Origin of the sequence: Rhizobium glycinendophyticum (genome assembly GCF_006443685.1) — a bacterium.
GTDB classification, from domain to species: Bacteria; Pseudomonadota; Alphaproteobacteria; order Rhizobiales; family Rhizobiaceae; genus Allorhizobium; species Allorhizobium glycinendophyticum.
Genome location: NZ_VFYP01000006.1, coordinates 1 through 24982 on the forward strand (window position 1 = coordinate 1; position 24982 = coordinate 24982).

Annotated in this window: 26 protein-coding genes; 11 read left to right on the forward strand and 15 right to left on the reverse strand. The window is 58.6% G+C overall.

Annotated features, from left to right (window positions below):
- Positions 1-862 (forward strand): DUF3800 domain-containing protein (locus FJQ55_RS21085; RefSeq protein ID WP_208758246.1); only part of this gene is annotated, 862 nt, incomplete at its 5' end.
- A gap of 40 nt (positions 863-902) precedes the next feature.
- Here FJQ55_RS21085 and FJQ55_RS21090 read toward each other — a convergent pair.
- The 3 genes from FJQ55_RS21090 to FJQ55_RS21100 are packed head-to-tail and all read right to left on the reverse strand — an operon-like array spanning position 903 to position 6341.
- The gene (locus tag FJQ55_RS21090) at positions 903-4160 is read right to left on the reverse strand and encodes an error-prone DNA polymerase (RefSeq protein ID WP_140831731.1); all 3258 of its coding nucleotides are present in this window, start codon (positions 4158-4160) and stop codon (positions 903-905) included.
- Entirely contained in the window at positions 4157-5668 is a 1512-nt protein-coding gene (locus FJQ55_RS21095) for a Y-family DNA polymerase (RefSeq protein ID WP_167507776.1), read from the reverse strand. Before FJQ55_RS21095 ends, FJQ55_RS21090 begins: the two co-directional genes overlap by 4 nt.
- Positions 5589-6341 (reverse strand): ImuA family protein, encoded by a 753-nt coding sequence (locus FJQ55_RS21100; RefSeq protein ID WP_140831733.1) that lies wholly within the window; start codon positions 6339-6341, stop codon positions 5589-5591. Before FJQ55_RS21100 ends, FJQ55_RS21095 begins: the two co-directional genes overlap by 80 nt.
- Positions 6342-6623: 282 nt before the next feature.
- On the opposite strand from FJQ55_RS21100, the gene ligD reads away from it, so the two are divergent.
- From ligD to dinB, 3 genes are all read left to right on the forward strand, one after another.
- The gene (ligD, locus tag FJQ55_RS21105) at positions 6624-7691 is read left to right on the forward strand and encodes a non-homologous end-joining DNA ligase (protein WP_140831734.1); all 1068 of its coding nucleotides are present in this window, start codon (positions 6624-6626) and stop codon (positions 7689-7691) included.
- A 60-nt stretch (positions 7692-7751) separates the two neighbouring features.
- On the forward strand, positions 7752-8525 hold the full coding sequence (locus tag FJQ55_RS21110; RefSeq protein WP_140831736.1) for an SOS response-associated peptidase family protein: 774 nt from the start codon (positions 7752-7754) through the stop codon (positions 8523-8525).
- 118 nt (positions 8526-8643) lie between these two features.
- Entirely contained in the window at positions 8644-9744 is a 1101-nt protein-coding gene (dinB, locus tag FJQ55_RS21115; RefSeq protein ID WP_167507777.1) for a DNA polymerase IV, read from the forward strand.
- 270 nt (positions 9745-10014) lie between these two features.
- Here dinB and FJQ55_RS21125 read toward each other — a convergent pair whose 3' ends face one another.
- The 3 genes from FJQ55_RS21125 to FJQ55_RS21135 all read right to left on the reverse strand — a co-directional run bounded on the left by FJQ55_RS21125 (position 10015) and on the right by FJQ55_RS21135 (position 12953).
- Positions 10015-10923, reverse strand: a complete 909-nt coding sequence (locus tag FJQ55_RS21125; protein ID WP_246085229.1) for a 3'-5' exonuclease — start codon at positions 10921-10923, stop codon at positions 10015-10017.
- Between the two features lie 225 nt (positions 10924-11148).
- Positions 11149-11889 carry a hypothetical protein gene (locus FJQ55_RS21130; protein WP_140831738.1) on the reverse strand — a complete coding sequence of 247 codons (741 nt, stop codon included), beginning with the start codon at positions 11887-11889 and terminating at the stop codon, positions 11149-11151.
- 137 nt (positions 11890-12026) lie between these two features.
- Positions 12027-12953 (reverse strand): LysR substrate-binding domain-containing protein, encoded by a 927-nt coding sequence (locus tag FJQ55_RS21135; RefSeq protein WP_140831987.1) that lies wholly within the window; start codon positions 12951-12953, stop codon positions 12027-12029.
- A 127-nt stretch (positions 12954-13080) separates the two neighbouring features.
- On the opposite strand from FJQ55_RS21135, the gene FJQ55_RS21140 reads away from it, so the two are divergent.
- The 4 genes from FJQ55_RS21140 (at position 13081) to FJQ55_RS24020 (ending at position 15544) form a co-directional block, all read left to right on the forward strand.
- Positions 13081-13650, forward strand: a complete 570-nt coding sequence (locus FJQ55_RS21140) for a sugar ABC transporter (protein ID WP_246085231.1) — start codon at positions 13081-13083, stop codon at positions 13648-13650.
- Between the two features lie 6 nt (positions 13651-13656).
- The gene (locus FJQ55_RS21145; RefSeq protein WP_140831740.1) at positions 13657-13983 is read left to right on the forward strand and encodes a hypothetical protein; all 327 of its coding nucleotides are present in this window, start codon (positions 13657-13659) and stop codon (positions 13981-13983) included.
- A gap of 20 nt (positions 13984-14003) precedes the next feature.
- The gene (locus FJQ55_RS21150) at positions 14004-14867 is read left to right on the forward strand and encodes an MBL fold metallo-hydrolase (RefSeq protein WP_140831743.1); all 864 of its coding nucleotides are present in this window, start codon (positions 14004-14006) and stop codon (positions 14865-14867) included.
- Positions 14868-15022: 155 nt separating this feature from the next.
- Complete coding sequence (locus FJQ55_RS24020) at positions 15023-15544, forward strand: winged helix-turn-helix transcriptional regulator (RefSeq protein WP_425467572.1); 522 nt, start codon at positions 15023-15025, stop codon at positions 15542-15544.
- On the opposite strand, the gene FJQ55_RS21160 is transcribed toward FJQ55_RS24020, so the two are convergent.
- Genes FJQ55_RS21160 through FJQ55_RS21170 form a run of 3 tightly spaced genes read right to left on the reverse strand, consistent with a single transcriptional unit; the run spans position 15435 to position 17259 of the window.
- Complete coding sequence (locus tag FJQ55_RS21160; RefSeq protein WP_208758248.1) at positions 15435-15968, reverse strand: GNAT family N-acetyltransferase; 534 nt, start codon at positions 15966-15968, stop codon at positions 15435-15437. The genes FJQ55_RS24020 and FJQ55_RS21160 overlap by 110 nt on opposite strands.
- 2 nt (positions 15969-15970) lie before the next feature.
- Entirely contained in the window at positions 15971-16411 is a 441-nt protein-coding gene (locus FJQ55_RS21165) for a type 2 periplasmic-binding domain-containing protein (protein ID WP_208758249.1), read from the reverse strand.
- The gene (locus tag FJQ55_RS21170; RefSeq protein WP_208758250.1) at positions 16393-17259 is read right to left on the reverse strand and encodes a LysR family transcriptional regulator; all 867 of its coding nucleotides are present in this window, start codon (positions 17257-17259) and stop codon (positions 16393-16395) included. Before FJQ55_RS21170 ends, FJQ55_RS21165 begins: the two co-directional genes overlap by 19 nt.
- 95 nt (positions 17260-17354) lie before the next feature.
- On the opposite strand from FJQ55_RS21170, the gene FJQ55_RS21175 reads away from it, so the two are divergent.
- On the forward strand, positions 17355-17816 hold the full coding sequence (locus FJQ55_RS21175; RefSeq protein WP_140831752.1) for a cupin domain-containing protein: 462 nt from the start codon (positions 17355-17357) through the stop codon (positions 17814-17816).
- A 63-nt stretch (positions 17817-17879) separates the two neighbouring features.
- Here the strand turns inward: FJQ55_RS21175 and FJQ55_RS21180 are convergent, their stop codons facing one another.
- From FJQ55_RS21180 to sdhC, 4 genes are all read right to left on the reverse strand, one after another.
- Positions 17880-18788 carry an alpha/beta fold hydrolase gene (locus tag FJQ55_RS21180; protein ID WP_140831755.1) on the reverse strand — a complete coding sequence of 303 codons (909 nt, stop codon included), beginning with the start codon at positions 18786-18788 and terminating at the stop codon, positions 17880-17882.
- Positions 18785-19240 (reverse strand): DUF1330 domain-containing protein, encoded by a 456-nt coding sequence (locus FJQ55_RS21185; protein WP_140831757.1) that lies wholly within the window; start codon positions 19238-19240, stop codon positions 18785-18787. Before FJQ55_RS21185 ends, FJQ55_RS21180 begins: the two co-directional genes overlap by 4 nt.
- A 22-nt stretch (positions 19241-19262) precedes the next feature.
- A complete protein-coding gene (locus FJQ55_RS21190; protein ID WP_140831760.1) occupies positions 19263-19904 on the reverse strand; it encodes a DUF2239 family protein in 642 nt (213 codons plus the stop codon).
- A 690-nt stretch (positions 19905-20594) separates the two neighbouring features.
- On the reverse strand, positions 20595-20984 hold the full coding sequence (sdhC, locus tag FJQ55_RS21195) for a succinate dehydrogenase, cytochrome b556 subunit (protein WP_140831762.1): 390 nt from the start codon (positions 20982-20984) through the stop codon (positions 20595-20597).
- Between the two features lie 91 nt (positions 20985-21075).
- On the opposite strand from sdhC, the gene FJQ55_RS21200 reads away from it, so the two are divergent.
- A complete protein-coding gene (locus FJQ55_RS21200) occupies positions 21076-21678 on the forward strand; it encodes a TetR/AcrR family transcriptional regulator (protein ID WP_281285519.1) in 603 nt (200 codons plus the stop codon).
- Positions 21679-21768: 90 nt separating this feature from the next.
- Here the strand turns inward: FJQ55_RS21200 and FJQ55_RS21205 are convergent, their stop codons facing one another.
- Positions 21769-22662: a LysR family transcriptional regulator gene (locus FJQ55_RS21205; RefSeq protein ID WP_140831767.1), complete on the reverse strand. Its 894-nt coding sequence runs from the start codon at positions 22660-22662 to the stop codon at positions 21769-21771.
- 99 nt (positions 22663-22761) lie between these two features.
- On the opposite strand from FJQ55_RS21205, the gene FJQ55_RS21210 reads away from it, so the two are divergent.
- Positions 22762-23553, forward strand: a complete 792-nt coding sequence (locus FJQ55_RS21210; RefSeq protein WP_161597022.1) for an alpha/beta fold hydrolase — start codon at positions 22762-22764, stop codon at positions 23551-23553.
- An 819-nt stretch (positions 23554-24372) separates the two neighbouring features.
- On the opposite strand, the gene FJQ55_RS23750 is transcribed toward FJQ55_RS21210, so the two are convergent.
- Positions 24373-24897 carry a hypothetical protein gene (locus FJQ55_RS23750; protein WP_246085234.1) on the reverse strand — a complete coding sequence of 175 codons (525 nt, stop codon included), beginning with the start codon at positions 24895-24897 and terminating at the stop codon, positions 24373-24375.
- Positions 24898-24982 lie beyond the last annotated feature (85 nt).

Genomic DNA, 24982 nt, shown 5'->3' on the forward strand with positions numbered 1-24982 from the left:
AGCGGACCGCATGCGGTCCGCTTTTTCGTTTCAGGGGGATTCGTTGCATCTACTGTATCTCGACGAGTCTGGTCACTCGCATGATCCAAGCTCCGACTTCTTTGTCCTTGCAGGCTTTAGCATATTCGAGCGCCAAACGCATTGGCTGGAAGCCCAGATAGATCCTGTAGCGGCGCGCTTCAGCTCAACCAATCCTCGAGAAATCGAGTTCCATGGAAACCCAATGCGCTCGGGCAACGGTACCTGGAAAGGTGTGCCTCCCAACGACAGAGTTCAAGCCGTCGTCGATATCTTGTCGCTACTGGCAGACAAGCAATTGCAGTTGAAGGTCTATGCCTGCGTCATCGAAAAGAAGCTCTTCTCTCCGAACGACATTCTGGCTCGGAGCTTCGAAGAGGTGGCTTCGTGTTTTGATGACTATCTGAAGACGCTTTATAAGAAAAAGAACCCCCAGCGCGGCTTGGTCATCCTCGACAAGAGCAACTATGAGGAGAAAATCCAAACCCTCTCTCATGTGTTTAAGCACGTGGGGCATGCCAATGGCCAACTTCGCAACTTTGCTGAAGTCCCACTTTTTCTGGATTCGAGGGCATCGCGCCTGATTCAGATGGCGGATTTGATCGCCTACTGGATTTTCCGTCACTTCCAGTCAGGCGACCAGCGTGGCTACGACCTCATAAGGCCTTACTTTGCCCGGTATGGCATCGGGCCAGTCTCAGGTCTGCGCTGTCACGTCTCGCCGGAGACAGAGGCGCGTCTCGCTTCGCTTCCAGTTCCAGCTCACCCTTTTCCGAAGGCAACCCCGAAAACTATTGCCGCCGCATCCCAAGTCTCTACGCCTGAGGATCAAAGCGGTTTTTGAGGTGCATGCGCTCCCTCGACACACCCGGTTTGAAGATATTTCAGTGAAAATTCCGGCTCTTCACCTTCAGCGTATCGATATGAAGGTCGGGCACGAACATGTCGCGCGGAACGACCGGCTTTAGCCGATCGCGCGATTCCGGCCCGCCACCTCCATGCGCGAACTCATCGCCTCTCCCGGCCGGCAGCCTGAACTCCGTATCCCGATCGGCAAGGCCAACCAGATCGCCTGAGAGATCGAAGAGTTGCTGGGCGACGAGATGGACGACCTCCCCTTCCCGCTGGATCCGCCCGTTGATCGCCATCATCGACGATCCCAGCACGATGCGCCTACGCTTCTCGAACAGAGTGGGCCAGACAACGACGTTGGCCGGTCCAGTCTCGTCCTCGATGGTGATAAACATGACACCCTTGGCCGATCCCGGCTTCTGCCGCACCAGCACGAGTCCAGCGGTGTAAACCCATCGGCCATCGCGGGCGTTCATCGCCTCGGCACAGGTGATGATGTTTCGCTCCGAGAGATCCTTGCGGAGGAAGGCAACGGGATGCTGGCGCAGCGTCAGCCCAACATGACTGTAATCCTCTATAACGTTGTGTCCGTCAGTCATTTGCCGAAGCGCGACCTCCGGCTCCTGCTGTTCCGCAATGGCTGCCATCTCGCGCTCAGCCGCGGCTGCAAACAGGGGCAAGGGCTCGTCGCGCAGCGCCTTGATAGCCCAGAGCGCATCGCGTCGTTCGAGTTTGAGCGATGGCAGGAAGGCATCGGCCTCTGCCAGCTGGACAAGCGCTTCCGTCGGAACACTCGACCGGCGCCACATATCATCGACTGAGGCGAACGCATTGTCCATGCGCGCTGCAACGATCCGTGCTGCGTCCGCGACAGCCAGCCCTTTAACCTGCCGGAAACCCAACCGAACAGCATGTCGATCAGTGCTGCCGATCCTTTCCAGCGTGCAGTCCCATCGCGAGCGGTTGACGCAGACCGGCCGCACCTCGACGCCATGCTTGATCGCGTCCCCGACGATCTGGGCCGGAGCATAAAAACCCATTGGCTGGCTGTTGAGAAGGGCTGCGCAAAACACATCCGGATAATGGCACTTGATGTAGTTCGACGCGTAGGCAATCAACGCAAATGAGGCCGCATGACTTTCCGGAAAGCCGTAGGAGCCGAAACCTTCCAGCTGCGAAAAGGTCTTTTCGGCAAACTCGGGCGAATATCCGTTCTTTACCATGCCGGACACCAGCTTGTCCTTAAACCGCGAGACGCCGCCAGTGAACTTGAAGGTTGCCATCGACTTGCGCAGCTGGTCCGCCTCGCCGCCGGTAAAGCCGGCGCAGACCATCGCAACGCGCATGGCGCTCTCCTGAAACAGTGGCACGCCCAGCGTCTTGCCGAGCACCGCCTCCAACTCGGGTGTCGGATACTCGACCGGCTCCTTGCCTTCGCGACGGCGGAGATAGGGATGCACCATGTCACCCTGGATTGGGCCCGGCCGCACGATCGCCACCTGCACGACGAGATCATAGAAGGTGCGCGGCTTTAACCGTGGCAGCATCGCCATCTGCGCACGGCTTTCGATCTGAAAGGTGCCGAGCGTGTCAGCCTTGCGGATCATCGCATAGGTCGCGGCATCCTCTTGGCTGATCTTCGAGAGATCAATATCTTCCCCCTTGTACTCTCGAATGAGATCAAAGGCCTTGGCCATGCAGGTGAGCATCCCGAGCGCCAAGACATCCACCTTCATGAATTTCAGAGCCTCGACATCGTCCTTGTCCCATTCGATGATCTGCCGATCTTTCATCGTCGCCGGCTCGATCGGCACGAGGTCGTCCAGCCGGTCATGGGTGAGGACAAAACCGCCGGGGTGCTGCCCCAGATGCCGAGGCGCACCCATCAGCTGCTGCGCGAGTTTCAGGGTGAGCGTTAAGCGCCGGTCGTCGGGGTTGAGATTGAGTTCCCTGATGTTTCGGTCGGGAACCTCTTCCGACCAGGACCACATGCCTGACGATAGTGCCTTGATGACATCTTCAGGTAAGCCGAGTGCCTTGCCGACATCGCGGATTGCGCCCTTGGCCCGGTAACGGGTGACGGTTGCGCAGAGGGCCGCCTTGTCCTTGGTGTAGGTCTTGTAGATCCACTGGATGACCTCCTCGCGCCGTTCATGCTCGAAGTCGACATCAATATCCGGCGGCTCGTCGCGTTCCTGGCTGACGAAACGCTCGAAGAGAAGGTCATTGGTTGAGGGGTCGATCGATGTGATGCCGAGAATATAGCAGACAGCGCTATTGGCGGCGGACCCCCTGCCCTGGCAGAGAATGCCCTGGCTTCTGGCAAAACGTACGATCGAAAACACCGTCAGGAAGTAAGGCGCGTATTTCATCGTGCGGATGAGATCGAGCTCGTGCCGGACGGTCTTCAAAACATCCGGTGGCAGGCCTTCCGGATACCGGTCGGGTGCACATTCCCAGACATAATGCTCCAGCGAGGCCTGGGCATCCTTGCCCGGCACGATGGCTTCCTCCGGGTATTGGTAGGTCAGCTCCTCAAGCGAGAATTTGCAGCGACGCACGATTTCCAGGGTTCGCGCCAGTGCTTGCGCGTAGCGCGGAAACAGGCGTTCCATTTCCTCCGGTGGCTTGAGGTAGCGGTCGGCGTGACGTTCGCGCTCGAAGCCGACATCGTCGATCGTGGTGTTGTGCCGGATACAGGTGACGATGTCCTGCAATTGCCGGCGGCCCGGCTCATGAAACAGCACGTCATTGGTGACGACGGTTTTGACTTCGAACCGTGCCGCCATGTTGGAAATCTCATGCAGCCGCAACTGGTCGTTCGGTCGCCGACGCAGACAGAGCGAAACGTAGGCGCGATCGCCAAACAACTCAGCCATCTTGCGCAGCTGTGCGGCACAGTTAGCATCCGGCAGATCAGGCACCAGAATGCCGATCATGCTCTCGGAGTAAGCGACGATATCGTCCCAGTGCAGGATGCAGTTGTTCTTGCCGCCACGCGATTTGCCAAGCGTGATCAACCGCGTCAGACGCGAATAGGCGGCTCGATCCATCGGATAGACCAGCACGGACATTCCTTCCGCGAGATCGAGCCGGCAGCCGACGACCAGGCGCAGACCGGTTGCGCGGGATGCTTCCAGCGCCCGGACGATCCCGGCCAGCGAATTGCAATCGACGACGCCGAGTGCATCGATACCGAGCTGTTTCGCCGTCTCGAACAATTCCTGGGCAGAGGAGGCGCCGCGCAAGAAGGAAAAGTGGGTCGTGACCTGAAGCTCGGCATAGCTCATGCGAAAATCCCGTGGCAGAACCAGCGATGGGATCCGGTCTCAGGATCAACACCATCGCCTGAGCGAAACACCCACAGGCGTTCACCGGATTCGTCCTCAATAACAAAGTAATCGCGGACAGCTTCCATCTCCGCGTCGCGCTGCCACCACTCCCCGAAGATGCGTTCCGGGCCATCGGCGCGTTTGACCTTACGGCGCTTGCCGCGCCAGACGATGGAAACTGGTGGGCGGTCCGGCATCAGCGCGATCGCCTCGATCAGCTCGGGCCGCGGCAACAGCCGGACCGGCCGGCGCCAATGGCTGACCCAGGCAATAGCGATCGGTTCAGCAACGGGACTGATCCGCTTCACGGAGCGTTCCGGCACATCGGAGGCGACCGGTGCGACGCGATACACCCGCTGGCCCCGATTTCCATAGATATCGATGAGGGGCGTCACATCGGTGATGTCATCCTCGACCAAAGCAGAGACTTTCTGCGCCTCTTCCAATGGCTCGGCCAGAACGGCTACAAGGATGAGCTTCTCGATCCCGAAACCCGGCTCGATCTTTTCGGTCCGGTCCCTAAACAGTTTCGTCAGCCAGGCGACATCGCGGGCGGGTTTGGCGGTGCCTGCGCGAATGGCCTGCCTGGTACCGTCGACCTTCTCGACGATCAGGTCGGCACGGCGCACCCCAAGGCCGCGCTTCTGAAGCTCATCGACCAGCTGGACGACGAGGCGGCCGACATATTTGTTGATCGTTTCGGGAGCGCCAATCGGTTCAGCGAAGGCTTTCGAGACTTCGACCAGCTCAGGCGTCCGGATCGGCTCGATAGGCTCGGCGATACGGCAGAGCATCTGGTCGAGACGGCGGCCGACCTCTGGACCGAAGCGGAGGGTCAGCGGCGCTCGCGGGGTGTTGGCAAGCTCCCCGATCGTCTGGAAGCCGAGGATGCGGAGATCGCTAACGATCTTTGTCGGCAGACGCAGGAGCGAGATTGGCAGCTTCTCAACGGCACGGACCGTGTCGCCGGGTGGAACGACAACTGTCTCGCGATTGATGGCGCGGGCGCAGGCATGGGCGGCACCCCAGCTGTCGGCGACCGCCACACGGGCAGTCAGCTTCCTGCCCAGAAACTGGTTGGCGATCTTTGTCACCATGGCGAGCTCGCCACCCTGCAGGTGATCCGCACCTTCAGTATCCATCACGATGCCGTCGATCCCGTCGACGGCCACGATCGGCGAATACACGGTCAGTGCCCAGAGGGTGATCCGCTCCAGTGCCGCGGCGTCGAGCGCGGGGTCGGCCTCGACCATCATTAAGTCGCGGAAGATGGCCTGTGCTTTCGCGGCCGGCATCCCTGCTCTCACGCCCGCTTTGCGAGCGGCCGCATCGGCGGCAGAGACCCATCGCTTCGACCCGGACTTGGCGATCACAGCGATGGCCTGCTCAGGCGGAATGGAGGGATCTGCGCGCCGTATTCGATCGGTCGGCAGATCCGGAAGATAAATGGATACGACCCTTGTCATCACACGCTCTCACGAGAAACTCAGCACACTCACCCGCTTTCACGCGCATCAATTCCAGAAACCATTGAGGCCTGCCCACCCCCGGAACTGGCAGCTCCTCGGACGGCATCACACTCACCCGCCATCTGGTGGTTGACGCCGTCGGCTGGCCAAAATCATTCGCCTCCGTCTGCCTTCGCCATCGGCGGACAGCAAGCGCCATGGTCCCGGTTCGCTCGGCCGCCAGCTGCAGGCGTCGGGAACTGACCATCGGCAGGCGGACAAGTTCGCCGACGACCGCCCCGAGACCGCCAAACGACAGGCCCTCCTCCATATTGGCCAGCACATCTTCTTCCCGGTCGGACTCGACGAAAATCACGCGATCGGGGTGAAGACCGACCTGGGCAAGCGCCGGAAAAAACAGATCCGGTCTCGTCAGACACCAGATGACGGGCCCTTTGGTTCGCGCGGCTATTCCGGCAACGAAGAGCGCGGCGGCCGCGCCATCGACGGTACCCGAACCTCCGCCCGCGAACTCATGCAGCGCCCCGAAGGCAAGCCCGCCGCCCGGCAGGACCGCATCGAGCTCAGCCAGCCCGAATGGAAGACAGCCGGCACGTCTGGCCTGTGCACCCTCCAGCGACGCGATGCGCTCGCGCAAATCACAGATTACCTTCTGGCGGGCAGCAGTCATCGTTCACGGCTCCCTTCAAGGTCGCGTTGGCGGGATCGACATCATGTCGGGCGGGCAATATGTTCACTATCTGTTCTTATGCGCATGAAGAGTCAAGACGCATTGAGCCTAGGAATATTCGCCTAGCATTAGCGATCTTGAAGATTCCGAGCGGAATCAATCGCGTAAGGCCGAAAAGAATTTTTAGCGCAGTTTACGGGCGATCAGGCCTTGTCGGTGGATAGCGCGGACAGACGTCAAGTCGTCTTAATGTTCTTAAGCTTTTTGTGCTGCACTTCAGGCATGACAAAGCCTCCCAGGTCAACGCCACCCAGATCGAAGCCGCTTCTTCGTGACAGCGAAGCCCCGATCCGTTCGAAGCCGCGCAGGAAACGCAATCCGGCGCAGCCACAGCTGCTTTTCGATCCGATGCCCGATCGGGTCGAGCCGGCGCTGGCTGAGCTGAAGGCGCATCCGCCAAAAGGCGACCAGTGGAGCTGGGAGCTGAAATGGGACGGGTATCGCCTGGCGGTCCATATCGAGCCGCAAGGCGTGCGCATCCTCACACGCGGTGGCCATGACTGGACGCATCGCTTTCCTGAAATCGCAGAGGCTGGCCGTGCACTCGGGCCGGCGACCATGATCATCGATGGCGAAGCTGTTGTCCTTGACGCAGAAGGCCGGCCAGATTTCGGGCTGCTGCAGCAATCGCTTGGCGCTTCCGGCAAGACGGCTGGCAATCGGGCCTCGGACGCTATCCTCTATGCCTTCGATCTCATGTACCTTGATGGGCATGATCTGCGCGGGGTCGAATACCGCTCCCGCCGGCATCTTCTTGAGGACACGCTGAACGGACATGACGGCGCCATTCGTCTTTCAGAGACGCTCGATGTGGATCCCACTGTCCTGCTCGAGAATGTCTGCCGCCTCGGCCTCGAAGGCATCGTCGGCAAGCATCTCGATCAGCCCTATCGCTCCGGCCGCACCGGCGACTGGGTGAAGGTCAAATGCGTGCAGAGCGAAGCCTTCATGATCGTCGGCTATGAGCCATCGACGGCATCGCCGGGTGGGTTTGGCTCACTGGTGCTTGCTGCCTACGGCGGCCACGATCTCGTCCATGTCGGGAACATCGGCACGGGCTTTAGGCAAGCCGAGATGACCAGACTGCGCAAGATGCTGGATAGGCTGCGCTGGAAGCGCAAACAGCCGCCGGTGCCCTATCCCGGGAAAGCCGACATTGTCTGGGTGGAGCCGACGCTGATCGCCGAGATCGAGTTTCGGGCCTGGACCGGGGATGGCAAACTGCGGCATGCTTCCTACAAAGGCTTGCGGGAACGGCAGGACAACGCGGACGTTTACAAGCTCGACTAGCAAGCGGACGGAACACGTCGGGAGAAACTGCATCCGGTCGCAACGGAGGGGATTGCTGCCATGTGTAACCTTTATCGCATGGAAGACAAGGACTGGGTCGCGAAATGGGCCCAGGATGCCGAGAGCCTGATCAACCTGATGCCGGCCTACCAGATGAACCCCGACCAGATGGGGCCCATCGTCCGCAACACGGCCGACGGAAAGAAGCAACTCGTGCACGCGCGCTGGGGCCTGCCCTCACCGTTCTTCGTACAGAAGAAGGCTGCGGAAGGTCGGGCAGAGAAACTGAAGGCCAAAGGTCAGACCGTCGATATGGATGAGCTCATCCGCATGGAACCAGACCGGGGCGTAACCAATGTCCGCAAACTCAACCTGCCCCACTGGACGCGCTGGTTCGGCGTCGAGCATCGATGCCTGGTTCCCGTGACGAGTTTTGCCGAGCCGGATCCTTCAAGCCAGGAACCCGGCGGCAAGGTTCCGAATGCCTGGTTTGCCCGCGACGAGGCGAAATCACTGATGTTCTTCGCCGGCATCCATGTGCCGCAGTGGAAAAGCGTCCGAAAAGTCCGGGACGGCCTCACGACGGACAACCTCTATGGCTTTCTGACCACGGATCCCAACGATCTCGTTAGGCCGATCCATGAGAAGGCCATGCCTGTCCTGCTGCAGACGAAGGAAGAAACCGACGTCTGGATGTGGGCGCCATGGGAAGAAGCGAAGCACCTCGCCCGACCGCTACCGAACGATGCTTTGATCATTCTGGCGCGTGAGCCTTATGGGTCATCGATCGTATCGAAGTCTGGCGAACTCGTTGAGCAGCCTACCCTTCTGTAGGCGGACCAGGCGTCGGCGAGTTTTGGACCCTAACGGAATGGTTTGCGATCGGTGAGAATGGCGATATGTTCACCTTCCGTTCTGAGAACCAACCTTTCGCTTTGCTGCCAGAAGGACGATGATAAATACCTTTTCCGAGACCATCCGCAAAATCATCCATGTGGACATGGATGCCTTCTACGCCTCGGTCGAGCAGCGCGATAATCCGGAGCTGCGCGGTAAACCGCTGGCCGTCGGCGGTGCTGCCGCCCGAGGTGTGGTGGCGGCCGCCAGCTATGAGGCTCGCAAGTTCGGGGTTCATTCCGCCATGCCGTCGGTCACGGCCGCTCGCAAGTGCCCGGATCTGATTTCCGTAAAGCCGCGCCTCGAAGTCTACCGGGCTGTCTCGCAGCAGATCCGGGAGATCTTTGCCGAATATACGCCGTTGATAGAACCCTTGTCGCTCGACGAGGCATATCTCGACGTCACCGAAAGTCTCAAAGGCATGCCGGTCGCCACCGAGATCGCGCTGGAAATACGTGAAAGGATCAAGTCAGTTACCGGCCTAAATGCCTCTGCCGGTATCTCCTACAACAAGTTTCTGGCCAAAATGGCGTCCGACCTCAACAAGCCCAACGGCCAGGCGGTCATCACGCCGAAGAACGGGCCAGCGTTCGTCGAGCAGCTGGCGGTCAAGAAATTCCATGGCGTCGGCCCGGCCACGGCCGAGAAGATGCACCGGCTTGGCATTGAGACCGGCGCAGATCTGAAGGCAAAGTCCTTGCAGTTTCTCATCGAGCATTTCGGGAAATCGGGTCCATACTTCTATGGCATTGCCCGAGGCCTCGATGAGCGGCAGGTCAAGCCGGACCGAGTGCGGAAGTCGGTCGGCGCCGAGGATACGTTCAACGAGGATATCAACGATCTTGATCTCGCGACGAGCGAGCTGAGGCCTCTGGCGGACAAGGTCTGGAGTTATTGCGAAGCCAAGGCGTTGAGCGGCAAGACCGTCACCGTCAAAATCAAATACTCCGACTTCACGCAGGCGACGCGCAGCAGGACCATCGGCCTGCCCTTTGCCAACGGCAATCAGATTTTCGAGGTAGCAACCGGGCTGCTGGCGACGGTTTATCCATTCAAGCGGCCGGTGCGCCTGCTGGGCGTAACGCTATCGTCGCTCACCCAGGATCGTCACGGAGATAACGATCAGGATCAGTCGCAGCTGGATTTCGGGATGTAAGCAGAAACCAAAAAAGCCTGCCGCGGGAGGAGGTGCAGCAGGCTTTCGAAAGAGTTGAACAACGGCTGGGAGGAGGAGGGCCGCTGTTCCGTCAGGCAACCCTTGGGAGGAGGAGTGGGTTACCTGAGTGACGAAGCTTTGCGGGAGGAGGTGCATCGCTTCGTTGGGATTTCTTATACAAGTATTCTGCCAGCCGCGTTAGGGGCTTCACCGCAGTTCAGCTATGCCCTGAATGCACCCCTGGTAGAAAGCTCGCCCAATTTTTCGCCATTAGGCGCGAAAGCGGTCAAAGGCGGTCAGGTACTTGGTGGGCGGGTCCGCTTCCGGGTGGCGGTAGATCTCTCGTCGGAGGTAGTCGATTTCATCAGCCAAAGCGGCCTCATCCACTTCAATCCACCAGGATTTCGGGCGCCCCTCGCTGCCATCCGACCAACGATAGCCCCGCGCTTTCAGGTGATCTTTGAGGTCGTAAGGGCTGTTCTCGGCAAAAATGCGCACCCGCGATCGCTGGCTTGCCCTGTAGAGTTCAGCAAACGGGGACGGGTAATGCCCGTCAACGTTGCGATCCAGGACTTCAAGCAAGGCAAAACAGTCGTCCACGGCACGATGGCCGTCATGGAAATAGCCGCCCTGACCAACGAGGTAGCCGAGCTTTGTTCCTTCGAATCCTCTGGCCGACCAATCGATCTCTGCATTCGAACACGCCCAAGCCTTGTTGCAGAACACACGGGAAAATGCTTCGCAGAAGGGTCTGTCGAAGCCGGCATTGTGGGCGATGATCAGGTCTGCTGGCGCGACAAGGGTCTCGACGGCCTCGATGTCGATCTTCTGGCCGGCGACCATGTCATCGGTGATCCCGGTCAGCTTGACGATTTCAGGGGGGATTGGTTTGCCGGGCTGCTGCAGACCGCCATAAATTCCCGTCACGTCTCCGATCGAACCTTGGTCGTCAAAGGTGAAGGCGATCAAGCCGATCTCGATGATCTCCTCCTTGCGATGATTAAGACCAGTGGTTTCGGTATCGAGAATAATTCCTTTGTGCGGGAATTCCGGGCGTAGGCTACGGACAACGGGACGGGACTCGAGCTTTCGCAAGATCCGGTAGCGACCAGTTGCCGCCAGATGATCGACCATCTCCTGCTCGGACAAGGCGACATTTGCCGTGCGCGCGGCCGACATTTTCACCGGAGACTTGGCCGGAGCCGCCGGCGGTCCGTCCGAAAACATATCGAACTGGGCAAGGTGCGCTGCACGATCATTCTGCGTCATGGAACAGGATTAGCACGTTGCTCTCCTGCGGTCATGAACCGGGGATGTCAGGTCTAGGCACGGTCCACAGTCTTCGACGGCGATTGACCGATAGTGGCATCGTCGATCCATCCGCTCGAACACCGCTATCGGGCATCAATGCACGCCGATTGCCCGGATGTCGTTCGGGAGCGTAATCTTGATGACCTTGTCGAAAATCTCCGACTTGCGGAACTGCCTGTCGGTCACTGCCAAGCCGGGCGTATTCTGAGGAGAATTTTGCAACAGGCCAAGCCAAGTCAAAGGCCGTATGAAATTATACGCAATGAAGAAGCTTGCCTCGTGTCGCGGTCCGAGTGGTCCCCTGCCCGGAAAGAGCTCGACCGGCAGGGCCCATTCGGTAAATGTACCGAGCGTCACCCATTCGCCCATTCGGTTTGAAACGACGCCGAGCATATGCCGCAAATCCCAGAACAAGGCCGCGCCCGCCGGCGACAGACTTTCCTGCAGTGGGGCGGCCAAGATCCATTCAATGAGAAATGCCTGAAGCGCACCATGATCGCCGAGAATAGACCTGCCGGCTTTCGTCAGAACAGCTTTGCCCTTGTAATGGCGGATGAGACGCAAGTCCTGCAACCCATGATGCAGGATAGATAATGGCGGGAAGTCCGGTTCGTTGAGAACCTTGTTTACCGAATAGAGTACTTCGGGTTCGAAACCAGGCCAGTAGAATTCCTGTGCCGCCCATTCAACGCATTTGCGATGGAATGCTCCCAAAGACTGGGTCAAAGGGATTCCGCCGGACTGCTCCGCGTAGCGAAGGAGTTTCATGCCGTTAATGGCGAGCGGGCTGTCCGCCAGCTCCTGTTCCGAAAGATCGGATGAAATGAAGATCAACGGCGAAAGTGTCGACTGTCTGAACATGCTTGCATGATGACCAAATTCATCGACGCCGTCATCGTGAAATATCTTCTCCGTCGGTGCGGATCTGGGCTCTTGATGCAAATCGGACCAGCGACCATGCTTTCGCTCCGCTAAGTGATTGAACGCCTTGTGTCATGGCGCGCGAAGGAATCAAATCGATGAGTTTCGGAAAGCAGCCAGTCTGCAAAAGCCTGTATTGGAGCGTCACTCAACCGGATGGGCTCCGGGAGGATCAGGCTGAACGTCTTGGAAATGGCTTGGCTTTCGGGCCAAGGAGCGATTAGACGCCCTTCCGCCAACTCCGTCTCGACATATAGCCGCGGCACCAGCGCAACGCCAAGTCCCGCCAGTGCGGCCTCGATCAGCATAATATGGAGGTCGTAGTATGGACCGATCGCAGGATTGGTGAGCGTGATCCCTGTCTCCTGCGCATAACGTTGCCACGCATCCGAGTTCTGGCGACGATGCAGACGTGGCAGATGGTCGAGCGACACCACGTCTGCGCCTTTGTCGAGAAGTGCCGGATGACAGACAGGCATCAGCGTCTCGTGCAGCAACCGGTGCGTCCTCATTCCGGTCCATGCGGGATGCTCGTAATGGATGGCGGCGTCGAAACCGCTTCCGGCGAGCACGAATGGTTCCATTCGTTCGGCAAGATGCACGATGATGTTAGGGTGGCGCTCCTGAAATCGTCCAAGGCGGGGAATGAGCCATCGCGTGGCGAAAGTCGGGATCGTCGCGATATCGATGCTGGCGCCATCGCTGGGCTGTCCCATCAGATACTGGCTGTCACGCTCCAGCCGATCAAGAGACTCGCGAACCTGGGCGGCATACCGCTCCCCGCTTGGCAGAAGCCTGACGCGATTGCCGACGCGCTCGAACAGCGTCACGCCGAGAAAAGCCTCTAGCCGGCCGATCTGGCGACTGATCGCTCCTTCGGTCAGTGCCAGCTCGTCCGCTGCGCGCGCGAAGCTGCCATGACGCGCCGATGCCTCGAACGCCATGAGAGCGGTATTGCTGGGAATTTTACGGCGCATCCGCGGTCTCCGCAGGTTTGATCGACTCCAGCTTGACATTAGATCATTGAAGGGTGACGCAATATCGATATTCAATGGATTTCTCGCCTCTTACAATGATAAAATATCAATGACTAACGGAGGCGCTGTGCGGCCGGCCGGAGGCGATAAGATGATCTATACAGTTGAATGCAGCTTTGCTGACCCGCACAGCGAGGCGGAGTGGAACGCGTTTTACAGCCTGGACAAGCTGCCGGCCCTGATTTCTGTGAGCGGCTTTCACACCTCACAGCGTTTCAAGGCGTTGAGCGGCGGCTGTCCCGTCTACCTCGCTCTCCATTCGATCGAGGGCCTCGATATTCTGACCGGCGAGGAATATCGCCAGAAGGGCGGCGGCAACTTCGCCCGTTGGCAGCAACACATCACCGATTGGCACCGAAACCTGTACGAGGGCGTCGAGCGCGCCCCGGCCGTCGGCGAAACCGAATATCTGGTGCTGAGCACAACAGGGCCTCAGCCGCTGCGCGAATTGGGCCTGAAGCCGTCTGCGATGCGCGCGGTCGCCATGGAGAAGTTCCCGGAACATCGCTGGCTCGCGAAAGCAGGTCGCGACGTGATCGGAGATATCGGACATCTGCCGGACGATGTTCACGTCTATGCGCCGATGACGCCGCAATTGACGAACGGCGATGACGTCGCCTCCGCCAGCGCGCGGTGAACGCCGATGCCCAATGTCACCCTCTACATCTCGCAAGACAGGATACCGCCGGAGGAGACGCTTGTGGCGCTCACGGAGCGATGCACAGCGCTCTGCACCGGCATCCTTCGGGCGGCCTTGGAGAATGTGCATGTCATTTTTGTCACCGTTCGGCATGGCCGGGGGCATCCGGCCTTTGTCGAGATCCAGTATCGCCTCGAACCTTTCCGGACAGCGGCCGTGATGAACCAGTTCATGATGGAATTGGACGACGTCATTCAGAGCAGCACCGATTTGACCGCGCGCATTCGCTGCTTCGGCTACGAAGCGTCCAGCATCCACGCACGCAACTGAACTCACGCCAGAGAAGAACCATGACGATGACCGATTTTCCCAGCCAGACGGTTGGCGACCTGACCCTCACAGCCATCAGTGACGGCTATCTCCACGCCAGTTTCGGCCTCCTCTCGAATATCGATGCTGACGATGCCTCTCAAATGCAGGAGAATGCGGGGATACGTGATCACACTGCTATCCACATTAACTGCTATCTGGTGCGCGGAGGTGGTCGCACAGTCCTGATCGATGCCGGCGCGGGCGGTTTCAAACAATGGGGCGGCCGGCTGAAGGACAACCTCGCCCAGGTGGGCATCCAGCCTGCCGCCGTTGACGCCATCCTGTTGACGCACGCCCATCCCGACCATGTCGGCGGCCTGATCGACTCCTCCGGCGCAGCCGCATTCCCGAATGCCGAGCTCATCGTGTCTCAACAGGAAGTCGCGTTCTGGCAGGATGACGGTAATCTGAGCCGCGCGCCCGAGCGTGCCCATGGCAACTTCATCTTCGCCCGTCAGGCGTTTGCCGCTTATCGTGGCAGGTTGCGCATGTTCGAGACCGTAGACGTGCTTCCCGGCATGACGGCAGTTCCGCTCCCTGGTCATACGGCAGGACATACCGGCTACCGCCTTGAGTCCGGTGGCCAGAACCTGTTGGTCTGGGGCGACATAGTCCATTTCCCCCAGATCCAGATCTCACGGCCGGATGTGTCGATCGCGTTCGATCAGGATACACATCTCGCCGCAGAGACGCGATCGAGATTGCTGGATATGGTCAGTTCGGAACGGCTTCTGATCGCCGGGATGCATCTTGGTGAGCTCGGTTTCGCGCGCATCGAGCGAACGGGGGGAAATTACCACATCGCCTATGAGGAACGAGCACGGTATTCTCCCCATGCGTGACAGAAGGTGTTCACGCTCTTTGGGTATTTGGGAACGTGAGACCAACTTTTTGCCTAAGTCCTCCAGATCGCCCAGAAACCAGCACGACGATCCCTGATTTGATTCATACACGAAGTCCTTCAGCGCTCTGCTTCGGCATTCGCCGTTTTGACGACCTGCGCCAATCGAGCGGTGTCACCAACGCCACCCTGTCGGACCGGCTGAAACTGCTGGAGGAAAACGGGTTCGTCGAGCGACGGCAGTATCAGACACGGCCCGATCGGTTCGAATATCAGCCGACCGGAAGATGTCGCCATCTCGGCCTCCTCATGCAGGCAATGGTGCAGATCGGCGACCAGTGGAACCTGTCCAACCTCGAAGGACCGCCCCTCGACTTCATCGACAGGCGAACGGGCCAAGGCGTCAAATTGATTACCGTCAATCGGGAAACGAGCGAGCCAGTCGAGAGGGATCATCTCGGCGTGCGGCCAGGCCGCAGCGCAGACGCATTAATGACCTGGCGGCTCTCACGGGGATCCGAAAGCGCAGAGACCTCTGCAGTCCGTTCCGGCCAAAGTAGGGCGCGGACTATCCAGCAGTCCGGGATGACCATTCCTCCACCAGAAGCCCGTAAATCAGAGAATCCCGAACGCCGATATGCGTCTGCCATTCGGCCCGCAGGCGCCCCTCCAGCGTGAAGCCGAGCCTCGTCAACAGCGCGATCGACGGCTGGTTGTCCGGATCGGTATCGGCGAAAATGCGCCGTTGTCCCTCGGCGAATAATTGGTCGATCAGCATGGCGACAGCTTCGCGCGCATACCCATGCCCCTGTGCTTCGCGCGCAAGCAGATAGCCGATCTCGGAAACACCTTCGCGTTTCTTTCCTGCCGCCACAAAGCCAACGGCAAGCTCTTCATCTGCCCGTACAATCGCCCATGAGCGCCAGTTCGATTGATCGTCGTTGGCGAAATACTCCCTCAGATCCTTGACACGCTCAAAGGGTGCGCGAGACCACCACCGCATCATCTCTGGATCGGCCATCGTCAAAAACAAGGCGTCAGCGTCGGACGGACGGCGTGGGCGCAGTGTCAGGCGATGCGGCTTTGACGTGTCGCCGATCAAAGTCAGTGCTGCTTCTGGGAATACCATTCTGAATTCCTTTCCGAATGCGTATGCGGTGCAAGACGGCTAGACTCGATCAGGCTTGGCAGCTCACGCTCGAACAGGGTCGCAAGCGTCCGGATTCGAGATGGGATCGGTCGGGTCGCCGAATAAAGACTATGAAGGTCAAAGCCGGTCAACTCGAAGTCCGGCAGAATGCGCCTGAGGCGCTCGGCGGCGAGGTCATCGGAGCAAACGGGTCCCTGGAAGACACCAATTGCCCCGCCGTCGAGCAGTATAGCGTACAAAGGCCGCCAGTTGCTCATGGTCATGACGATGTCGACCGGCACCGACGTCAGTCGGGCATCGTCGGCAAAGGCGGTGCGTTGCCCCAATAATGTGCTCCTGAATTGCAATGAATGTCGGTCGCGATGACGACTTCTGTTCAGCGAAAGTGAGCGCATATGTGATCAGCGAAGGCGCGCACCCTTGGCACCATGTCCGCTCGATTTGGGAACGTTAGATTGAGCCGCGTCGGACGGAGTCCGGCGTGCGGGAGGAGCGGTTCGGCGTTGCCGCTCATAACGGCATCCTGGCACAAGCCCTGCGGCAATAGAGCGACACCAAAGCCGTTCAACATCAGATCCCGGGCCAAGGCATGGCTATCGACCTCGATCGCACCGGCAGGCAGGGAAACACCACCAAGCACATGCTTTTCCAGATATCCGCGCAAGACTGGTTGCGGGGAGATGAAATCCTCCACCTCGCTGATATTTTCCGGCCGCCCCTTTCGCTCCAGCCACGATGTGCTCGCATAGAAAGCCCATTCGATGTCGAGCAACCGTCGTTCGATTGCAGTCTGGGTAGGATTCACGCCGACTCTGACCCCAATGTCGATGTTGTCCTCGACAAGATCCATCACGGCATTTGTCGACATGATCTGGAAGCGGACTGCGGTGTGAGCCTGCGTGAAGCTGGTGATTGCGCTCGCCAGCAACGCGGTGGGGAAATCCGCCGGGACGGTCAGCCTGATCAGACCGCCCAATACGCCATCTCCCGCTTGCAGGTCATCAAGCGCCCGGACGAGAACATCTACCGGATCCGACGCCTTGTCATAGAGGCGCTGTCCCTCGTCCGTCAGGGCAAAGGAACGGGTCGAGCGCTTGAGCAACCGAACCCCTAACGTTTCTTCGAGCACCCTGACCTGAAGGCTCACCGTCGAACGCGGCGTGCCCGTGCGCCGGGCCGCTGCGGTAAACCCGCCCGCACGAACCACTTCGACAAAGGTCTGGATCGGATCAAGCTTCATCATTGTCCAGAATACTAGATGATGATGGCAGAACTTGCCAGATAATCGTGCTTGCTCTGATGGGATACCGTGGGTCCGGATCATAAGGAGACCACATCATGGACATCACCCCTCATCCCGCTTCGCCTGCAAGCGGCGTACTCTCCTCTCACGCAACCGCACGCTTCTCGGGTATCGATGCCGAAATCCTGCTCGGTGGTGAAGCTGCTCCCATGACCGTCATGGCGATGACGGTCCAACCGGATCAGGGCGCACCGGCGCACATTTCGTTTGAGGAGGATAAGGTCTTCTGCATCAGCGAAGGGCGGTTGCTGTTCCTGATCGGCGTGCAGAAGATTGAGGTAAAGGCGGGAGATCGGCTCTTCGTTGCGAAGGGCGTCACCCATGGCTTTTCCGCGATGGGAGGTGTGGCGCGCGTGATGTTGGTATCGACACCCGCACGCCATGACCGCTTTTTCCAGGCCATGGATGCTCTGCCGGTTCCGCATGACCTCAACGACGTCCAGTCCGTCTGCGAAACATTTGGCCAGGCCATTGTTGGCCCGGTTGTGTCCTCGTAAAGTCTACTGGCACAGGGAATGGAAGGGCGGCGACCGGCGTCACCCTTTGGCCCTGCTCCATGGTCAGGTTCCTTCAGCTGACGATTGGCCTGCCATCACGTTGCAGATCGCGTCGATGGTCCGTTCTTCAACGTCTCGTGGCAAATCATGACCCATGCCCTCGATGGGCAGGTAGACCGCGTTCGGTATGGAGCGCGCCGTGTCCTGACCGCAGGCGGGCAGGATCAATGGATCATCGACGCCGTGGATGACAAGTGTCGGGACCGTGATGTTTGCAAGGCGTGCGCGCCGGTCTCCAGCGACCGCCATGGCAGCGATCTGCCGCGCAGTGCCTCCCGGATCGTAGCTACGCCTTACTTCATCAAGGAGAGTGGCGCGATGGGCCTCTTCATCGAAGGGATAACCCGTCCCGGCGATTCTGCGCGCGAACGCGAGGCGCACCGCGAGAAAGCCTTCCGGATCGATCATAGGATCAGGCGCAGGTCGCATCATCATCGCCATGACATCGGGTGCCGCCTGCGGCAGGACCGGATTGCCGGTGCTCGACATGATCGACGTCAGCGAAAGGACCCGATCCGCATGTTCGCTCGCGAGAACCTGCGCGATCATTCCCCCCATTGAGCGGCCGACGACATGGGCCTTGGCAATCCCGAGCGCATCAAGCAGGCCGATCGCATCCGCTGCCATGTCGTCAAGCGTATACGGCACATCAGGTCTGCGCCCGGCCATCAGGGCAGTTGCGAGCGCGCCGAAATCCGGCGCGGGCGAAGCGCTGAAATGCGTCGAGTGGCCCGCATCGCGGTTGTCGAAACGGATCACGCGATAGCCTCGTGCAGCCAGCCCCGTACAGAAAGGCTCGGACCAGCGGATCATCTGCGTTCCAAGCCCCGAAATCAGCAGTACCGATTCCGCATCGGCATGGCCGAAACTGTCCCACGCGAGCTCGATGCCATTGGCCTTTGCAATATTCATGGCCTCGCTCCTGCGACGGGTAGCGCCATTTCGGACAATGGCAGAAGTCGAGAATCCATCACCGCCGCTGTGCGGTGACCAAGTCCAGCGAGATAGCCCTTATGGCTGGCGAAGGAGAGGAAGGACGCAGCACTGGCCTGCCTGATCATCATCGTCAGATCCCAATGTTCATCGGCCGGGCCGATCAGGAAGGGACCGCCATGGCCGAGAAAGAGGAGATCGCCGCCGGTTTCTCGTAAGAAGGGCAGTGTGTGCTCAACATAGAGATTGAAGGCCTCAGCACCGCTGATCGGCCTGGCAGGTGCCAGCTCAGGGTGGCCCGAATAATCGGCGACACCCCTGAAGCGCAGCAGGTTGAGCATCACGACGGGACCGGCAAGGTTGCGCTGTACGAACCTGCGGCCAGCCTCCTGTGTCGGTTCGAGGTAGGAAATGGAGTCGGCTCTGGTCATCGGTGTTCCGTTGAATGGCGGGTTAAGCGCTTTGGTTCTCCCCAGCGCCGAAGGCGAGACGCAGCGCATAGGTGCGGATGTCTTCAGGCCAAGTAGCGATCTGTTGTTCCAATGATGTCCGATCGTCGGCGAAGAGGGCCCGGGTCGCTTCTTCGTATCCGGGCAGATCTCCCGCGATCGCCTGCATGAATTGATACGCAGCCTCTTGCGCCGCCTGCCTCTGCTGGCGGGGGCTCGCTGTTTTACGCGCTTCGTCAACGAGACGCCTCAGTGTCGCAGACGCGCCGCCGGGCTGGTTCGTCAGCCAGTCCCACTGCCGGGGCAGCAAGGTCACCTCTCGGGCGACGACACCGAGCTTCGGTCGGCCACGCGGCGCGAGGCTCCGAATTTCCTCCGACTCCGTCGGGCCCGGCGCGACCTCGGTTTTGGGGCGGTAGCGTCCTGGGTACGCCTTCGGAGGTTGCGATAACCTTTCAAGAACTTCTTCATCGCTTCCGCGCAAATCAAGGTCGATGGGACGTCCCGTCGTGTCATCGAAGACGAGGACTGCGCCAACCTCATCTGGAGAGCGCTTTACCGCCAAAGCAACCTCGGATAACGGCGCGCTCAGCAGGAATCTTTCCCCGGCAAACGCCGTACAGGTCTTTGTAGCGGGATCGAACATTGCGCACTCCCTTTGATAGAGAAGCGATTAATACCCGGACAAAATTGACACGTCAATTATATCCGGGTAAAAATATGCCGCTGTTGCGCCCGCGCGGCGAATGGCGGCTCCGACGAGGCCATTAGTGTCAGCCTCCGGAGAAACTTGCGCGCAGTTCATATCAGAGGCAGCACTCGTAAATTTCTAAGGCATACAATGACGTCGCTCACAAAATGGGTCCTCGAAGGAATAACCCTGGACGGGCGAGCGGTTGGTTTGCTCTTAAAAGGAGTCGAACACCGGTATACTTTCATTCCGAATGCGTGCCGGCAGATAGACGGGGCAGATCAAGCACCTGGTTCATTGGTAATGTCCGCAAAGGGGCCGTGAGGGGACTGTCCGCTATTGCGGAGCCGACTGGCGATAGCGGACATCCAGGCATGAGGCGATACGGTCCGAGTTCAGCCCAAACCGGTCATTGTGGGCTGGGATCCGACAGACTGTTGCCTTCGTTCCGCACGTAGAGCCTTCGTTGAAAAAGTCTGACAGCAGACATCGCTCACTTTGAAGTCTACTTTTCTCAATGCACCCATTTCAATTGATTGGGAGTGGCGCAAAACCTCCGCCGCTGAGTGTCGAGAAGGCGCAAAGACAACTAACTTCAATGCGTCTTCAGGCGCTCTTAGCCGGTCCTATGTGATTGAATGCAAGCTAGGTGAGCCAGATATAGAGCCACAATGCGACGGTGAAGGACGCGGAGACAAGAAAAGTGAGGGAGGCTGAGCGACGGGAGGCGGATCGCTCAAATCCCTTTGCCGTATCCATGAAGAGGTGGCGCATGCCAGAGGCCATGTGCTGGAACAGTGTCCATGTCAGGCCGATCAAGATGAACTGTCCCACCCAGCTTCCCGCGAACCCGCAGAAGGTTTCGTATGCTTCGGGTCCCGTCGCAAGCGATGTCAGGTACCACGTCAACATCACCGTGCCCGCGAAGTAGAGACCCACTCCCGTTATTCGATGGGTGATGGAGGCAATGGCCCAAATCTGCCAACGCCATACTGTTAGATGTGGTGAAACGGGTCTGGGGCGACGGGCTGACATGAGATTTTCTAACTCGACTCTGGAGAATTCAAATACGTTTTGAATTCAAATACACTATGTATCTGAAAACGGCAATGCTATGCCACTCTTTATGAAGCAGGCTAAGATCACAAAACCACGCCTGACGCGGGTAGAGAGCCGAGCGCTGACGCGGCAAAAACTGCTCGACTGTGCCCAAAGCGTCTTTCTGCGGGAAGGATATTCCGGAGCGACAATTGAGGAAATTTCCGAGGAGGCAGGCTACACGCGTGGCGCTTTCTATGCGCATTTCAAGTCAAAGGAAGATGTGCTTCTGGAAATCATCTCCTCGCAGGCCGATAAAGTCACGCCGATCCTGATCGAGCGCATCGAGGCGGCGTCATCTCCGTCGGCCATGGTGAAGTTCCTGTCGGAATGGGCGCAAGAGCGCAGTCAGACCCAGAGCTTGTCTTTCATGATGCTGGAGGCGATGCAGCAGGCACAGCGCAGCGGCGCTCTGGATGAGCGATATGCGGCTCTCTTCAACAGGAACTGGCGTAGCGTTGGTGAAGCAATGCGACCGTTTTTTCCCGACCAGCGGCTACCCTGCACAGCCGAGGAACTCGTGGCGATTATTGTTGCGCTGTCCTACAATCCTGTTGTCAGCGGTGCGAGCGGACACAAGGCAGGCAGATTGGTTGAATTGGTTCTGGCAGCATTTTTGAAGGACGCCTGACCGGTTAGTTCAGCCCCGTTGGCTTCCCGTGGTGAAAGCCTGCGCATTTGAATTCCGTAGGTGCTGTAGAACAAGATTGCGTGTGCGCTATCAAGTCCGAAACCATTCGGACATGAAGTCGACGAAGCTGCGGGTGGTTGAGGGAACGAGGGAACGGCTTGGAAGGATTGCGTTCAACGGCAGCGATCGCGCAGACCAGATCGGCAAAATCCGCTGCAATCGTCCTTCGCGAAGGTCATCCTCTACCATAAAGGAAGGCGCCAGTAGAGGCCCGCGGCCTCGCCGCGCAAGGTCGAGTAGAAAGGCGATATCCGAAGCGCTCACCCTGCCGCTGAGGCGAATGCTAACTTGTTGGCCGTCAGCGTTTGCTAATGTTATCTGGTTCGGACGGGCCGTTTGCGTGTAGATCAGAACGTCGTGACCTTCTAGGTCCTCTGGCTTCGAAAGCCCTGGTATGCTGGCGAGATACTCGGGTGACGCAACAAGCAAAAGTGCAAACTCTGCCAGCCGCCGTGCCGTTAGAGCACTATCTGGGAGCGTTCCGAGGCGAAGGGCCACATCAATGCCTTCTCCAATTACATCTGCGACGCGTTCCGTCAGGTCGAGTGAAAGCGACACACCGGGATACGTGTCCAAGTAGCGATCAAGCGCGGGTAAGAGAACAGCATTGGCGAATGCGAGCGGGGCGGTGAGACGTAGCAGTCCCGTTGGCTTGATCTGCAATGTCGCAGCTTCGGCCTCGGTGCTAGCAATCTCGTCTAAAATTGTTGCGCATCGGCTCAGATAAGCTTGCCCAGCCGGAGTAAGGGCAAGCTTTCGAGTTGAGCGGTTCAGCAGTCGCACACCAAGGCGATCTTCAAGTGATTTAAGGTGCCGGCTTGCCATTTCGGCTGACATCCCCTGCCTACGGGCAGCCGCAGCGAGGCTTCCCTGCTCAGCCGCCTCACGGAAAATCGTCATACTGGTCAGCTTGTCCAATGCCATTATCCACTCCGGTGCAGGAATGTTTCAATTCTTAACATGATTATCACATTAGCGTTCATGCCGTACAACGTGAGCGTCAACTTTGAAACGGAGGTAAGCATGTCCAGGTTCATTACCACCAGCAACGCGAGGATCCACGTCATTGACGAAGGACATGGAGATATCGTTTTCGTATTTCTTCATTATTGGGGTGGCAGCGCCCGCACCTGGCACCACGTTGTCAATGGTCTTCGCGACAAGGCCCGATGCATTCGGATCGACCTCCGCGGATGGGGCAGATCCGTGGCGCAAGATGAACGCTATGATCTTGATACCATGGCCGAAGACGTGTCCGAGGTTATCTCGGCCCTTGGGCTGAAGCGGGTGGTCCTTGTCGGCCATTCCATGGGAGGCAAGATCGCGCAGATCTTGGCTTCAAAGCAGGGTCTGGACCCCGAAGCTCTCATACTCGTTGCCCCATCTCCGCCAACCGGCATGCCCGTGCCACGAGATATCCGCGAGCAGATGCTCACATCTTACCAGTCTCCAGAGGGGGTCGCCCAAGCCCTCAGGATTCTTGCTAATAAATCGCTCTCTTCCGAAGACCGCGCAATAGTGTTTGAGGATACGCTTGCAGGTGCTGACGGCGCAAAACGCGAATGGACTGAAAGCGGGATGGTCGATGCGCTGAAGGCGGACGTGTCCACCATAATTGCACCGGTCCAAATCCTGGTGGGTGACGAAGACAAGGTTGAGCGAGTAGAAGCTTTGCGCAGCATCTACTCCAGCATTTTGCCGGAGGCGCACATCGAAGTGTTAGCCGACACGGGTCATCTCTCGCCTTTGGAAAACCCCAGGGCGATAATTGTTGCTTGCGAGCGCGAACTTGCAAGGTTGGCCACGGCTGCCTGACAACCGCGTTGGTTGGTCCGAAGGCCTTGTGAAGCTCAGGGCTCCTACGGTAGGTAGTGCCGAGATGCAGGGGCGACTATCAGGTCGATAGCCGCTCTTGCACATGCGGATCGCAGCTATCGGCACAATTTCAGCCTTCCAACTCAGAGCAACTCATGTCTCCTTTTGGCGGATACTGTTGAAAAAGTCCGCCGACAAGCCACTCATCTCTGTGACTATGCGGAATGAGTTTTCTGGCTACCTCAAGTTACGGAAATGGATTTACGACATACTGCTCACAGAGCCATTCTTAAGTAAATCCATTTCATCTGAAGTGCACGAAAAGCTGCCCTCAGGAGCTTTTCAACAATATCGGCGCACTGGCGACGTAACCCCTCGGAAGCCACGACCGCTTTCAGGCGATGGCCAGGATGGCCTCAACGGCAGAAACGAAGGCGCAAGGCGGTCGTTACACACGAGCCGCATATGGCTCAAGGAAATACCATTTAGGCGTCTTCCCCTTGAAAGGATTCGAACCAGTGGCAGGCCAGCAAAAAACTTAAGCGTCTGAAGCTCCGCGATTTTCGACTCCCGGCTCTGTCCTCCGTGATCGCTAGAGCTAGCTGATCCGCAACTGCTAAGCAGACGGAACATCGCTTTCCGTTCACCGGTCCGTACGAAAGCTTCCACCTGCATTCCCGAAAGCAGGGTGAGGCTTCCAAGCTTTGGCTAGTCAGGAGCGCGATCAGAAACGCTGACCGAAGACTTGGCCTCGCCACTCTGCGGATGGCGGACGAGATACGTTGAGCCGCATCCTACCCGAGAGTTAGGGTGTCACAGCTAGCAATAGTCGTCGATGGAATCTTCACCTTCCCAAGGCAATCCCTGCGCCAAGGTGAATTGCTTTTCAGCTCCATCGCGCTCGAAGAACGTCCCTTTACTCTCGTGAACGAAGTACCCATCTTCAAACGTGATACTCACTAGCGACCAGCGTTTGATCGAACCTTCGCCAAAGTCGCCGAGGATCAAGATGCTATTGCCGTCAGGGTGCAAGGTGACATCGTCTATCATCGTTTCGCCGTACGGGCCGTCCACCGCGACGTCTCCGATATAGAGCGCTTCAAAATAGGTTCTGATCGGCGCCGCAATCGATGTCGGCGGGCACACGGGGAAAAAGGCGGGAACCTTCCAGTTTCGCTGTAGTGCACCCGGCGTGTGAGAGACGACGAGCGGCCGGGTGTCGACAGAATCCATGCAATATCCTTTCAAACATGCCTCGAAATCGTCAATGCTTCGCCGTGAAAAGTAAAGCCCGAGATCCGGCACATTTTGCGCACTAATCAGGTTTTGCTTCTTGAAGGCCACACCATACACTGCTTGCCGGGACGATGGCCGAGTGAGGCGTAGGCAGTGCGATGTACCGCTGACTTAGATGCCTTGTGATGTTGGC